13 protein-coding genes and 2 pseudogenes are annotated in these 13,287 nt (G+C 69.9%); 7 read left to right on the top strand and 8 right to left on the bottom strand.

Going from position 1 to position 13,287, the window contains the following annotated elements; genetic code table 11:
* Positions 1–33 precede the first annotated feature (33 nt).
* A complete protein-coding gene (locus tag NP777_RS44790; RefSeq protein WP_256655957.1) occupies positions 34–1,473 on the top strand; it encodes a glycoside hydrolase family 43 protein in 1,440 nt (479 codons plus the stop codon).
* A 105-nt stretch (positions 1,474–1,578) separates the two neighbouring features.
* On the opposite strand, the gene NP777_RS44785 is transcribed toward NP777_RS44790, so the two are convergent.
* The 3 genes and pseudogenes from NP777_RS44785 to NP777_RS44775 form a co-directional block, all read right to left on the bottom strand.
* Complete coding sequence (locus tag NP777_RS44785; protein WP_391858702.1) at positions 1,579–1,902, bottom strand: FCD domain-containing protein; 324 nt, start codon at positions 1,900–1,902, stop codon at positions 1,579–1,581.
* Between the two features lie 640 nt (positions 1,903–2,542).
* Positions 2,543–3,265 (bottom strand): FadR/GntR family transcriptional regulator, encoded by a 723-nt coding sequence (locus tag NP777_RS44780; protein WP_256655956.1) that lies wholly within the window; start codon positions 3,263–3,265, stop codon positions 2,543–2,545.
* Positions 3,266–3,348: 83 nt separating this feature from the next.
* Positions 3,349–3,744, bottom strand: a pseudogene (locus NP777_RS44775) (IS701 family transposase); the annotation flags it as partial.
* A 2-nt stretch (positions 3,745–3,746) separates the two neighbouring features.
* Between NP777_RS44775 and NP777_RS44770 the strand changes: the two are divergent.
* The 4 genes and pseudogenes from NP777_RS44770 to NP777_RS44755 all read left to right on the top strand — a co-directional run.
* Positions 3,747–4,792, top strand: a pseudogene (locus NP777_RS44770) (pyridoxal-phosphate dependent enzyme); the annotation flags it as partial.
* A gap of 1 nt (position 4,793) precedes the next feature.
* Entirely contained in the window at positions 4,794–5,993 is a 1,200-nt protein-coding gene (locus NP777_RS44765) for an aminotransferase class V-fold PLP-dependent enzyme (protein ID WP_256655955.1), read from the top strand.
* A 105-nt stretch (positions 5,994–6,098) separates the two neighbouring features.
* A complete protein-coding gene (locus NP777_RS44760) occupies positions 6,099–6,866 on the top strand; it encodes a class I SAM-dependent methyltransferase (RefSeq protein WP_256655954.1) in 768 nt (255 codons plus the stop codon).
* Between the two features lie 110 nt (positions 6,867–6,976).
* Positions 6,977–7,276, top strand: coding sequence for a hypothetical protein (locus tag NP777_RS44755; RefSeq protein ID WP_256655953.1), 300 nt, complete (start codon positions 6,977–6,979; stop codon positions 7,274–7,276).
* A 20-nt stretch (positions 7,277–7,296) separates the two neighbouring features.
* Here NP777_RS44755 and NP777_RS44750 read toward each other — a convergent pair whose 3' ends face one another.
* The 4 genes from NP777_RS44750 to NP777_RS44735 form a co-directional block, all read right to left on the bottom strand.
* Entirely contained in the window at positions 7,297–8,175 is an 879-nt protein-coding gene (locus NP777_RS44750) for a metal ABC transporter permease (RefSeq protein ID WP_256655952.1), read from the bottom strand.
* The gene (locus tag NP777_RS44745) at positions 8,172–9,086 is read right to left on the bottom strand and encodes a metal ABC transporter permease (protein ID WP_256655951.1); all 915 of its coding nucleotides are present in this window, start codon (positions 9,084–9,086) and stop codon (positions 8,172–8,174) included. The genes NP777_RS44750 and NP777_RS44745 overlap by 4 nt, the downstream gene beginning before the upstream one ends.
* Positions 9,073–9,843, bottom strand: a complete 771-nt coding sequence (locus NP777_RS44740; RefSeq protein WP_256655950.1) for a metal ABC transporter ATP-binding protein — start codon at positions 9,841–9,843, stop codon at positions 9,073–9,075. Before NP777_RS44740 ends, NP777_RS44745 begins: the two co-directional genes overlap by 14 nt.
* Positions 9,844–9,995: 152 nt before the next feature.
* Positions 9,996–10,964: a metal ABC transporter solute-binding protein, Zn/Mn family gene (locus NP777_RS44735; RefSeq protein WP_256655949.1), complete on the bottom strand. Its 969-nt coding sequence runs from the start codon at positions 10,962–10,964 to the stop codon at positions 9,996–9,998.
* Positions 10,965–11,209: 245 nt separating this feature from the next.
* On the opposite strand from NP777_RS44735, the gene NP777_RS44730 reads away from it, so the two are divergent.
* Together NP777_RS44730 and NP777_RS44725 are read left to right on the top strand one after the other, a co-directional pair.
* On the top strand, positions 11,210–12,193 hold the full coding sequence (locus NP777_RS44730; protein ID WP_256655948.1) for an ATP-binding protein: 984 nt from the start codon (positions 11,210–11,212) through the stop codon (positions 12,191–12,193).
* 50 nt (positions 12,194–12,243) lie between these two features.
* On the top strand, positions 12,244–12,636 hold the full coding sequence (locus NP777_RS44725; RefSeq protein ID WP_256655947.1) for an SCO5389 family protein: 393 nt from the start codon (positions 12,244–12,246) through the stop codon (positions 12,634–12,636).
* Positions 12,637–12,697: 61 nt separating this feature from the next.
* Here the strand turns inward: NP777_RS44725 and NP777_RS44720 are convergent.
* On the bottom strand, positions 12,698–13,287 hold a 590-nt coding region (locus NP777_RS44720; RefSeq protein WP_256655946.1), incomplete at its 5' end, for a TIGR03943 family putative permease subunit.

Here is a 13,287-nt window from a genome sequence, read left to right as displayed (position 1 = left end):
TTGTAGTCCACCCGGCTCCTCCAGGAGGCGCTCATGACCCCGGCACGACCTCGACCCACCCGTACGAGACTTGCCCGAGCGGTCGCCTGGGCGGCGAGTCTCCTGCTGGCCTTCGCCCTCGCGCCCGCCGCGGTGTTTCCCACGCAGGCCAAGGCGGACAACCCGATCGTGCAGCACATCTACACCGCCGACCCCGCACCTTTGGTTCATGACGGCCGCATCTACCTCTACACCGGGCACGACGAGGACAACTCGACCAACTACACCATGAAAGAGTGGCGGGTGTGGTCCACCGCCGACATGGTCAACTGGACCGACCACGGCTCTCCCCTCAGTGTGGCCTCCTTCAGCTGGGCGTCCGCCAACGCCTGGGCGGGCCAAGTCGTCAGCCGCAACGGAAAGTTCTACTGGTACGTGCCGACGACGGAGCGCGCGACCGGCCGCATGGCCATCGGCGTGGCGGTGTCGGACAGCCCGACCGGACCGTTCCGCGACGCCCTCGGCCACCCGCTGGTGGCGAACGGCGAGATCGACCCGACCGTCTTCATCGACGACGACGGCCAGGCGTATCTGTACTGGGGAAACCCGAACCTGTGGTACGTCAGGCTGAACCCCGACATGATTTCCCACTCCGGCAGCCCGGCCAAGATCCCGCTCACCACGGCGGGCTTCGGCACACGCACCGGTGATCCCAACCGGCCCACGCTGTTCGAGGAAGGACCCTGGGTCTACAAGCGAGGCGGCCTGTACTACATCGTGTACGCCGCCAAGTGCTGCTCGGAGTTCATCGCCTACTCCACCGCCCCCGGTCCGACCGGACCGTGGACCTACCGCGGAACGATCATGCCCACGCAGGGCGCCAGCTTCACCAACCACCCGGGCATCGTCGACTTCAAAGGCACTTCCTATTTCTTCTACCACAACGGCGCGCTTCCGGGCGGGAGCGGCTACACCCGCTCGGTCGCTGTGGAGAAGTTCTCCTACGAGCCGGACGGCACCATCCCGACGATCAACATGACCAGTACCGGGGCGCCCCAGGTCGGCACACTCGACCCCTACATCCGTCAGGAGGCCGAAACGATCGCCTGGGAATCCGGGATCGAGACCGAGCCGTCCAGTGAGGGAGGCATGAACGTGGGGTACACCGAGAACGGCGACTACATCAAGGTCAAGGGTGTTGCGTTCGGCGCGGGCCCGTCTTCCTTCACCGCCCGCGTGGCCTCGGCGACCGGCGGCGGCGCCATCGAACTGCGTCTGGGCGGCCCCAACGGAACGGTCGTGGGCCGGTGCGGTGTGCCGAACACCGGCGGCTGGCAGACCTGGACGACGGTGTCCTGCCCGGTCAGCGGCCTCACCGGCACGCAGGACCTGTATCTGCGGTTTGCGGGCGGCAGCGGCTACCTGGTCAACGCGGACTGGTGGCGGTTCACTACCGGCGCCGCCACTGCCCTGCCGGGGCGGCCAGGCGGGTGATGGCCGACGGGCCGGCGCGGGCCGCGCGACCGCCCCGTCGTGGTGGCGGTGAGCGCGCCGGGCCCGCCTGACCGCGTGCCGCGGGGCCGGCACCGGTTCCGCGGATCAGCCGAAGACTCCGCGCTGGACCTCGCGGCGGTAGTCATCGAGCGTGTTGTCCAGGTGGACCGTGGCGGCCTCGGCCGCCACCTCCGGGCCGCCCTCCCGGATGGCCCGGTACATGGCGGCGTGCTCCTCCACCGCTTCCGCGGCATGACCGCCGAGCGTGCCGTGCAGTCCGATCGTGCTGGACTGACGCTGCAGTCGGCGTGCCTCACGCACCGCCGCGACGAGGAACGGGTTGTGCGCGGCGGTGGCGATGCCGATGTGGAAATCGTCGTCGCGCGGTCGAACAGCGCACGCCAGCCCGTCAGGTGTCCCTCGCGGCACATCTCGGTGGCGGTCTCGAGGGCGCGCGGCTCGGCCGGAGTGGCCCTGGACGCCAAGCCCTTCTCCGTGGGTATCCGCTCGCCCGGCTCCAGTCGCAACTCGGCGATGAGCTCAAGGATCTGCTCGGCGACCAGCTCGTATCCGGGACGGTAGGGGCCCGTCGGCCCAGCGTCGCGTGGCTCCTGGGGCGGCTTGCCGTCTGCCGCCGCTCCAGACTTCTCGTCCAACGGCTTGCCTCCTTCGACGCGGGGGCACATCACTCCGTCGGTGGCTGGTTCCCCCGCCACGTCACACTGCGGCACAACGTGATCCAGGACGCCGGCGTGTGGGCCTTCACCAACGCCAGCGGAACCAACGACAGCACGTTCTCGGAAAACTGGTACAACACCGGTGCGACCCAGGTGGCGACCGGTGCCCCGCACAACAATGTCCTGAGCGGCAAACGTCAAGGTGAGCGGCGGGAACTGGCCGTCGGCGGCACGCCAGGTCATGGAACAGGCTGGCATCGAACCCGGGCTGCGCGCCGACGCCGGGCACTCCGCGTTGGCGCCGAACGGCGCCGCCCCGAAGCACCGGACCTCCTGAATCCCGCTCGGCTGGATGCGCGGCACCATGGACGAGCCAGGTGCTCAGTCCGCCACTACCTCCCGTCGCCGGCCTGACCCGGCCGGCCTGCGGTCGCGTCGTGACCGAGGTGCTGACGCAGCCACTGCTCCGTCGTGCTCACATGCATCAGCGCCGCGGCCTCGGCCAGTGGGGCGTCCCTGCGCTGCAGGGCGGCGTAGATCGCCTCGTGCTCGGCGATGGTCCGGTCACCGGCGTGGTTGTCGACCATGCCGCGCCAGACCCGGCCGCGCACGGTGCGGCTGGAGATGCCCTCCAGCAGCGTGGCGAGGGTGCTGTTCCCGGCGGCTGCGATCACCGCCCTGTGGAAGGCGGCATCGTGCTCGTTGAGCAGCTCGACATCGTCGCGGGCGGCCCTCATCGCGTCAAGGTGGTGCCTGACCTCGACGAGGTCGTCGTCGGAGATCCGGGTGGCGGCCAGGCTCGTAGCAATGGGCTCGAAGAGCCTGCGGACTTCGGTCAGTTCCAGCAGGGTGTCACCGTGGAGCAGTTCCACCGCCGAGCCCAGCCCCTCCAGCAGCAGCGCGGGCTCCAGACTCGTCACATAGGTCCCGTCGCCCCGCCTGACATCCAGGACCCGCGCGACCACGAGCGCCTTGACCGCCTCACGCATCAGGTTCCTGGACAGACCGAGCTCCGTGGCCAGCTGCTGCTCGGGCGGCAGCTTGGCGCCCGGCGGCAGTTCGCCGGACTGGATCAGCTCCCTGATGCGGGCGATTGCCTTGTCGGTCAAGGACATAGGCGGACTCCACACTCCCTGCTGGCGGCATGCCACGCTAACAGGACCTCCCATGTCCCAAAAAGGGAAGGGAAGTCCTTCCTGAGCGCCCAGCTGCGGCGGATGGCGCGGTCGGTGCGGACTTGGAAGTCGGCCCAGCCCAGTTCGTCCTTGACTTGCTTGTAGCTCTGCTCGATCCAGTTGCGGATGCCGTAGATCCGCACGATCTCGGCGAGGGCGGCGGCCGGGTGGTGGCTGTCGGCCTGGCGTGTCGAGTTGGGGCGGGGCAGGTTGGTGGCCAGGTACCAGGTGGATTTCTCCGGCAGGGTGTCCGGGTCGGTGGTGGCCACCACCAGTCGGGTGGTGGCGTCCGGGCCCCACCAGCCCAGGGACGCGTCGGCGGCACACCAGGTGGTGGTGTGCCCGTCGCGGAAGGTGCGGGTCACCGCCGTCCAGTCGCCCGGCCGGTCGGGGCCGTGCCAGGCCAGCTCACGGGCGGCGAAACCGGATGCGGATCCCGGAGATCAAAGATCTGCTCCTCCTGCTGGGCGCGTCGAGGAGCTGCCGGGGCAGAGCGAATGCCTGGACCCGACCGCGACCGACGACCCGCTCACCCTCTTCCACCGCACGCTCGCCGAATCCGGCGACGCCTATCTGCACACCGACCAGTACTTCAACGTCCGCAACACCGAGGCACACGCAACCGGCACCGGCCCCGAGATCGTGAAGGATCTGGACGGCAACGCCCCGGACTGGTTCATCGCCTGCGTGGGCACCGCGGGGTCCTCCACCGGCGTCGCCCGGGTGCTGCGCGAGCATGACCCACGAGTGAGGGTCGTCGGACTCGTCGCGGCCAAATCCGACTTCATTCCCGGCATCCGCACCCTGGACGAAGTGCATGAGGTCGGCCTGTTCGACCCCGGTACCTACGACACCATCGCGTCCGTCCGCGCGGATGAGGCCATCGACGGAATGCTCGTCCTCAACCGCCGTTGCGGCATCATGGCGGGGCCCACCGGCGGCGCGGCGTACACGGGTGCCGTGCGCCACTTGCGCGCGTACGACGACGAGCCGACCGGAGAAAACGGTCGCAGGACCGCCGTGTTCATCGTCTGTGACCGGGTGGAGAGCTATCTGAGCTACGTCCGGCAGCGGCGTCCCGAGCTGCTGGGCCGGCCGCGCCGAGCGCACTCCCTCGCCGAGCTGTCCGACACCGAGGTGCGCGCCGCCCCGGCCGTCGCGGTCCCCGACGCCCGCGCCTGGATCGAACGGGAGCAGCCGCTCGTGGTCGACCTGCGCAGCCCGTACGCGTACGCCGCGCTGCACATCGACGGCTCGGTGAACATCGTGGACGAACTGTTCGAGGAGCTGGTGCACGGTGGGCTGCCCTTCAGCCGCAGCCGGCCGGTGCTGCTGGCGTGTCCGGTGGGCGAGCAGTCCGCGCGGTACGCGGCGCTGCTGACCCGGATGGGCCATCCCGACGTCCGCAGCCTCGCCGGCGGTATCATCGCCTGGCGCGACGCCGGCACACCGCTGGTACGGGAATGACGTGACTGCCGTGCCGGAGGAGCTGGAAGAGCTGCGGGAGTGGCAGAGCCGGCTACGAGCCCAGTTCCCGATCACCACCGGCCACCCCGAGCCGGTCTACCTGGACAGCGCGGCCACCACGCAGAAGCCGCAGCCCGTACTCGACGCCGCCTGGACCTACCTCACCACCACCAATGCCAACGCCGGGCGCGGCACCTACCCCTGGGCCAATCGGACCACGGCGCTGGTCGAGCACACCCGGGGCCGGATCAAGGAATTCCTGTACGACCCGGCCCCCGGGCTGTCGTCGACACACTTCACCAGCGGAACCACCGACGGCCTGAGCACCATCGCCCACGACTGGATCCCCGCGTACCTCGCCGACGGGGACGAGATCGTCGTACCCGAAGCGGACCACCAGGCGAACATCGTCCCCTGGCTCGAGGCACAACGGCTGCTGGCCCGCCGGGGCGTGGACGTGCGCGTCGTCCCGATGCCGTACCAGGCGGGTTCCGGCGACTACGACCACCGCGCCTTGGCCGAACTGGCCGGGGCCCGGACCCGGTTCGTCGCCGTCACCCACGTCCACCATGTCTATGGCGGGGACATGAACGTCCACCGCGTCCGCCAGGCGGTGGGCCCGGAGGCGGTGATCTGTCTGGACGCCGCCCAGAGCGTCGGCCACATGCCGGTGTCCGTCGCCGACCTGGACGTGGACTTCGTCGTCTTCTCCGGGCACAAGGCGCTGGCGCTGCCGAGCACGGGTGCGGTATGGGCACGTCACGCGCGCGGTCCGGCGTTCCGGCCCGGGGGATGGAACGGCACTCCGAACACCGTCGGCATCGCCTCGCTGACGGCCGCGCTCGACTGGCTGGACGCGGCGGGCCTCGGCCGGATCGAGGGTTGGACGGTCGCACTTGCTGCCCGGCTCACCGATGGGCTGCGGCATCTGGACGCCTATGAGGTGCTGGGCTGCCAGACCAGCCTCGCCGCGGATTCGGCCGTGCAGCGGCGCCGGGGCATCGTCGCCTTCCGGCACCGCGAGATCGCCTCCGGCGACCTGGGGTTCATCCTGTTCAGCCATGGTTTCATGGTCCGCTCCGACAGCCACTGCCAGGGCAGCGCGGGAGAGAAGACCGGCTCCGTGCGGGCGAGCTCGCACCTCCACAACACTCCCGAGGAGATCCATCGGTTGCTCGCCGTGCTGCGCACCCTGCAGTGAAAAGGGTGAAATCTTCAGCCAGATGTGAATGGAAACCGTTTCCAGATATAGGTTCGGGCGTATCCCTGGCAGACGATGCGGAAACGGCAGAGGTGGTACGACCCGATGGGGCTGAGCATGGCCGCGGCGGAGCGATGGGTACAACGCTGGGACCGCCAGCAACAGCGCTATGCCATCGACCGCGAGGAGCGGTTCACCGTCATCGCCGACGTCGTGCAGCAGGCCACGAACGGCCGGCGGCGGCCCCTGGTCATCGAGTTCGGCTGCGGCCCCGGCTCGCTCACCGCGCGGCTGGCCGGACGGCTGCCCGAGGCGGAGGTCATCGCGGTGGACATGGACCCGCTGCTGCTGGAGCTCGCCCGCACCCGCCACGCCGACGCGGCCCGCTACGTCGAGACGGTCATCGGCGAGGCCGGATGGATCGACGCACTGGGCCTGGACGGGCCGCCGCACACCGCCGTCTCCACGACGGCGCTGCGCTACCTCGCCGAGGACTCCTTGCGGCGTACGTACCTCCAGCTCGCGGACTTGCTGCGCCCCGGCGGTGTCCTCGTCAACGCCGACCACTTTCCCTCCGACGACACGCAGCCGACGCAGATCGCCGCCCATGTGGGAAACCGGCGGGCCGAGCGGCTGCGCGCCTTCGCCCACGAGGACTGGGAGTCCTGGTGGGCGGCCACCGCGAGGGATCCGGAGCTGGCCGGGCTGCTCACCGAGCGTCGCGGAAAGCAACCGTCCGCACCTCACGGAGGCGGCGGCCACAACGGTCTGTCCCTGTCCCGGCACGTAAAGCTGCTGCATCAGGCGGGCTGCGCCCAAGTCGGCCCGGTCTGGCAGTTCGGGAGCAGCCACGTTCTCGTCGCCGTCCGGTAGCGCGGCGCGATGGGCCGACCAGGTCTCGGTGATCGGAAAATGGCATCGGCAGTGGTCCGGATGCAGAATGCCAGAGGAAGACGAGGAAGGGGGGAGAAGGAAGGGCCCTCATGACCGCCTCCACGCACACACCCCACACCGACCACGCCCACGAGCACGGCAGCAAGTGCGGCCACGTCGCGGTACCGCATCAGGACCACACCGACTACGTCCACGACGGCCACCTGCACCGCACGCACGACGACCACGTCGACGAGTGCGAAACCGCTGGTCACAGCGTCCACGAGGGCCACGACCACCAGCACCGGGACGGCTGCGGCCATGTCGCCGTCCCGCATGGCGACCACGTGGACTACGTCCACGACGGACACCGGCACGCCCAGCACCAGGACCACTGGGACGACCACTGACCACTTCCGCCCCGTGCCGGTCAGAGCCGTGGCCACCCCGGTACGTTGCCCCGTACCGCCCGCGATGTCACTGTGCGACCCCGCCGGGGCCGCACGGTGACGAGCGTCGCGAGGTAGACGGCAGTGGCGACGGCCAGGATGGTGAAACTGGGCGGCAGCCGCGGCGCGGCATAGCTCAGCCCCAGCCCGGCCCACATCTCGGCCACCGCCAGTCCGGCCGACAAGGCCAGGGCGTGGTACGGGCGGGCGGTCAGCAGGTGGGCGGCTCCGGCGGGGGCGGCGAGCAGGCCGAGCGACAGCAGGGAGCCGACCGCCTGGGTGGCTTCGGCGGCGCAGGCCCCCACCAGAACCAGGAACGCCAGGCCCAGCGCCCGTACGGGCACACCGCGCGCCGTGGCCACCGCCTCGTCGACCGAGGCGAACAGCAACGGCCGTGCGAGCAGAGCCACGGCCGCGCAGATCGCGGCGGCCGCCAGCAGCGCCACTTTCGCCTGGCCCGCCGACAAGCCGAAGATCGAGCCGAACAACACGCTCACCCCCGCGGTGCCATGGGCGGCGCCGCGGGTGCTGTAAAGGGTGAGGAAGAAGGCGCCCAGGCCCAGGATCCAGGCGAAGACGCTGCCGATGGCCACATCGTCGGAGCGGCCCCGGCTCCCGAGCGCGCCGATCAGCACGGCGAACACCACGGTCGCCGCGAACAATCCCAGCCGCAGGTCGTAGCCGAACGCGAGCGCCGCCAGCCCACCGGTGAACGCCACATGACCCAGCGCGTCGCCGGTGAACACCTGAGCGCGGAGCACCAGAAAGTACCCCACCAGACCCGCCGCCGCGGCGATCCCCGACCCGGCCAGCAGCGCATGCGTGAAGTACGGGTGGTCGAAGGCGGTGAACACGCTCACACCGCACTCCCGGAGAGGCGGGCGGACGCGGGGGCACGCCGGGCGAGGACCTGTGCGAGGACGCGTGCGAGCCGGGCGAAAACGTAGACGCCCAAGGCGAAGGTGGTCACGAAGAACCCGATCGGGTACGGCGAGTAATACGCGGCGATCAGCCCGGTCCACGTCACGGCCAGCCCCACCAGCACCGAGACGGCCAGTCCCACGGCGGGCCGGGCGGTCAGCTGCTGGGCGGTGGCGGCGGGCATCACCAACAGGGCGAAGACCAGCAGAGTGCCGGTGATCTGGCTGGTCGCCGCGGTTGCCGTACCGAGCAGGACGAGGAACGCCACGGACAGGACACGTACCGGAACCCCCCGTACGGCGGCGACATCGGGATCGACCGAGGCGAACAGCAGCGGCCGCGCGATCACCGCCAGCATGGCCAGCGTCGCCGCCGCCACAGCCGCCAGGACGGTCACCTGCGTGGCGGTGATACCGAGGAAGCTCCCGAACAACAGGGAGTTGATCCCGCCGAGGAAGCCCTTGTAGAGCGCGACGAAGAGGAACCCGCAGGCCAGCCCGAACGCCTGGACCGTCCCGGTCAGAGCCGCCTCCTGGCCGCTGCCGCTCTGCCCGGCGCGCGGGATGGCGGCGATGACCAGGGCGGCGCCGACGCAGAAGGCGAAGTATCCGACGACCGGGGCGATGCCCAGCAGGGTGGCACAGGCCGCGCCCGGGAAGCTGACCTGGGCGAGCGTATGGCCGGCGAAGCTCTGCCGGCGCAGCACCATGTACCAGCCGATGACACCCGCGAGGACGGCGACAACAGTACCGGCCCGGAAGGCGTTGACCATGAACGGAAACGCCCACATCGCCCGCAGATCGGTCACCGGATTCCACGACCAGACCGGATAGGTGTCAGTCAAGCTCATGGTGGTGACCATGGCCTCCCCCTCCCTCTGTGCCGTGCCCGCCTCCGACGACCACCAGCCGCCCGTCACCCGCGCGCAGCACCTCCACCGGCGCGCCGTAGAGCCGCGAGAGTGTCCGCGTGGTGATGACCTGCTGTGGCGGGCCCGCGGCAGCGCCGCCCTCGGCGAGGTACAGCACCCGGTCCAGCCAGGGAAGGATCGGGTTGACGTCGTGCGCGACCATCACCACGCTGACCCCCTCCGCACGGCAGATCCGCCCGAGGAGCGCCGCCACCCCACCCTGATGGGACAGGTCCAGGCTGTCCAACGGCTCGTCCAGCAGCAGCAGTTCGGGCCCGCGGACGAGCGCCTGGGCGATCAGCAGCCGCTGCTGCTGCCCCCCGGAACACTCCCCGAGCGGCCGACGGGCGTACGCACTCGCCCCAACGAGCTCGATGACCTCGGCGATACGGTCCCGAGCCGCCCGGCGCCGCGCGCTGAACCGTAGCGGCAGCGGCAGCGGAACACCCCAGCGGTCGCCGTCCAGGCCCATGCGCACGACGTCGATGCCGCGGATCCGCAAGGACGGGTCGACGTTGCGGCGCTGCGGCAGATAGCCGATCCGGTGCCCGGCACGGCCGGGAGCCTCGCCCAGGACCCGTACCTCGCCCGCGGCGGTCGGCAGGATCCCGAGAACCACCTTGATCAGGGTGGACTTGCCGACACCGTTCGGTCCGAGGACGGCCGTGAACTCCCCGGCGCCAACCTCCAGATCCACCCCAGACCACAGGGTACGTCCACCGACTCGTACTGCCGCGCGGCGCAGGGACACGACGCCCTCACCGCCTTCGCGGTGTCCGGTGGTGGTGGCTTGCGGTGGTACGCGGTGCCGCGCCACCTCCGGTATCCGGGCCATTGTCCCCACCGTCCTTACTTCTTACCCGTCGCCTCGGCCAGGGCCTTCTGGATGCCCTTCAGCTGACGGACCTGCCAGTCCTGGAACGAGGCACCCGCCGGGGTGAGGGTCTCGGTGACCGTAGCCACCGGGATACCGGCCGCCTTGGCCTCCTTCACCTGGGCCCGCACATCCGGGGTGGAGTTCTGGCTGTTGTAGACGTAGATCTTGATCTTCTTGTTCTTGATCTGCTGGTCGATCGTGGTCTTGTCCTTCGCCGTGGGGTCGGTGCCCTCGCTGATGGCGTCGAGGAAGGACTCGGGGGTGGCCATCTTCAGGCCGAGGCCCTGGGCGAGCGGCGTGACGATGGACTCGGAAGCGCCGACGGACGTACCCGCGTAAGTGGACTTGATGCCGGACACCAACCGGCTGTAGGGGGCCAGGGTGGTGTCCAGATAGGTCTTCTTCCGCGCGTCATAGAAGGCGGCGTGGTCCGGGTCGATCTTCTTGTAGTCGGCGGTGATCTTCTCGATCACCTTGTGGACGTCGGCCGGGGCATACCAGCGGTGGGGGTTTCCGCCCGGCCTGACGCCGACCAGGTCACCGATCTTCAGCTCGGTGCGGTCGCCGCCCGGATTGGCGGAGAGCAGCTTGTCGGCCCACGCGTCGTAGCCGATGCCGTTGACGATCGTGTACCGGGCGGTGGCGACGGCGCGACCGTCGGCGGCGGTCGGCTCGTAGTCGTGGGGGTCGGCGGCGGGGTTGTCGATGATGCTCTTGACGTGCACGTGGCTGCCGCCCAGCTGCTGCGCGATGCTGCCCCAGAAATTCTCCGCCGCCACGATCTGGATCACCTTGCCGGACGCCCCCTTGCCTGATGCGGAGCCATCGGACGCGTCCGAGGAAGCGGTGGAACAGGCGCTGGTGCCGGCGAGCACAGCGATGACGGCGGCACATCCGGCGAGGGCGCGGGGACGTATGCGGTGGGCTATGGCAGATCTCATGGCAGGGGACTCCTCATGGGCGGAACGAACACCATGAGGCTAGGTGAAAATGATTTCCAGAACCACTCATCACCGCCCGAGGTGAAAATCATTGCCAGAACTTGACCCCGCCCCGCCGCGCAAACGGCGACGCTCCACACCTCATCCCCCCTTCGCCGACGGCAACTTGACAGGGAAGCCGCGATCCGGGAAGTCTTCAAACCTCGCACATGACATTCATATTCACCTGGAGGTGATGCGCAGCCATGCGCACCGCGTTCGTCGGCAAGGGCGGAAGTGGCAAGACCACGCTGTCCGCTCTCTTCGCCCGGCACCTGGCTCGCTCAGACGCTCCCGTCGTCGCCATCGACGCCGACATCAACCAGCATCTGGGGGTGGCGCTGGGGCTGGAGGAGGACGCACTGCGCGAGGTCGTCCCGCTCAGCACTCGCCTCGGCGGGATCAAGGAGTATCTGCGCGGCGACAACCCCCGTATCGCCTCCGCCGACGCCATGGTCAAGACCACTCCCCCGGGACGCGGCTCCCGCCTGCTGCGGCCGCTCGGACCCGACCCGGTGCACACCCGCCACGTCCGGGACATCGCGGGGGTCCGGCTGATGACCACCGGCGTGTTCACCGAGGAGGACCTGGGTGTCGCGTGCTACCACTCCAAGCTCGGCGCCGTGGAGCTGTATCTGAACCACCTCGTGGACGGACCCGGCGAGTACGTCGTGGTCGACATGACCGCCGGTGCGGACTCCTTCGCCTCCGGGCTGTTCACCCGGTTCGACATGACCTTCCTGGTGGCCGAGCCCACGCGCAAGGGGGTGTCCGTCTACCGCCAGTACAAGGACCACGCCGCCGAGTTCGGCGTGCCACTGGCCGTGGTCGGCAACAAGGTGACCGGCGAGGACGACCGGCTCTTCCTCAAGGAGCACGTCGGCGACGACCTGCTGGTCTGCTTCGGCCACTCCGACTGGGTCCGCGCCCGCGAGCAGGGCCGCCACACCGGGGAGCTGGAACCCGAGCACCGCCTGGCGCTGGAGGAGCTGCGCATCGCGGTGGACAGCCGCGCCAAGGACTGGGAGACCTTCCAGAGGCAGGCGGTCGAGTTCCACCTGCGCAACGCCCGCGCCTGGGCCGACCGCGCCACCGGCCAGGACCTGAGCACCCAGGTCGACCCCGACTTCCAGCACGGGCCGGCAGCTCTGTCCGAGGCACTCATCGACGCCTCCACGGCATCGAGCTGAACACCCCCGCCCATCCACATCCGCAACCCAGTCGATAGGACCCGCATCCCATGTCACTGAACGTCGCACCGGAGCTCCTCGCCCAGGCCGAACAGGGCGAGATCCAGGAACGGGACTTCGTCGCCACCGTCCGCGAGTCGCTTCCGTACGCCTACAACCTCATCGCCGGCCTGGCGGACAAGCTCCGCGAAGGTGACGCCGAGTTCGCCGACAACCAGACCCCGCCCCCGTCGGAAGCCGAACGCGGACAGCTGCTGCGGGCCCTGGCCAGCAACGCCATCCGCGGCAGCCTGGAACGCCACTTCGGCATCACCCTGGCCTTCATGAACTGCCACCGGGTGGCCGCGTTCCGGCCCGGGACCGAAAACGGCAGCACGTACGAGAAGTTCACCTCCACGCGCTCCCAGATCCTCAACCAGTCACCCGAGTTCCGCGACTGCTGAGCCTCCCAGCGCATCTGAGCCCCGGGCCGGCGGCCCGGGGCTCAGATGCGCTGCCGCCCCTTCAGCGACCATCCGGGGTGACCACCACATCGTGGTACGGGTCCTTGGGCTCGGGAACGCGTTCGACGGTGGAGACGTCGAGGGCCGGACTGGCGTCGTCGGTGCCCAGCTTCCCGGTGGGGTGCCAGGCGCCGGTGACGGTCACCCAGGTGTCGGCGGGCGGACCGGCGGGCCCGTGTACCCGCACCTTGCGCACTTGCGCATCGGCGGCGCAGCAGCTGATGACCAGGCGGCTGACGTACCAGGCGCCGTGGCGGCCCGGGGTGACGAAGCCGGTGAGGCGCACGGTGTGGCCCTTCAGAGTGCGGTCGGTGTCCCAGACCGCCCGGGAGCTGAAGTCGTTCAGCGACATCTCGACAACGCCTTTGTCGGGGAGGGCCGGGAAGAGGCTCTCACCGGTGGCGGAGGCGGGGGCCCTCGGGGTCTTGGCGTCGTCGCGGGAGGCGGTGTACGAGCCGAGCGCGGGCGGCGCGAGGAACAGGATGGTCAGGGCCGGTACGTACAGCAGCCAGGCGACCTTCGGGCCACCGCCCCCGTGGGTATGGCCGTGGCCGTGGCCGTGGCCGTGGCCGCCGCCATTGCTCTGGTCGC

The organism is Streptomyces rugosispiralis (assembly GCF_024505145.1).
GTDB lineage: Bacteria > Actinomycetota > Actinomycetes > Streptomycetales > Streptomycetaceae > Streptomyces > Streptomyces rugosispiralis.
Note: the sequence above shows the minus strand (reverse complement) of the source record. Positions and strands in the feature narration are given on the sequence as shown.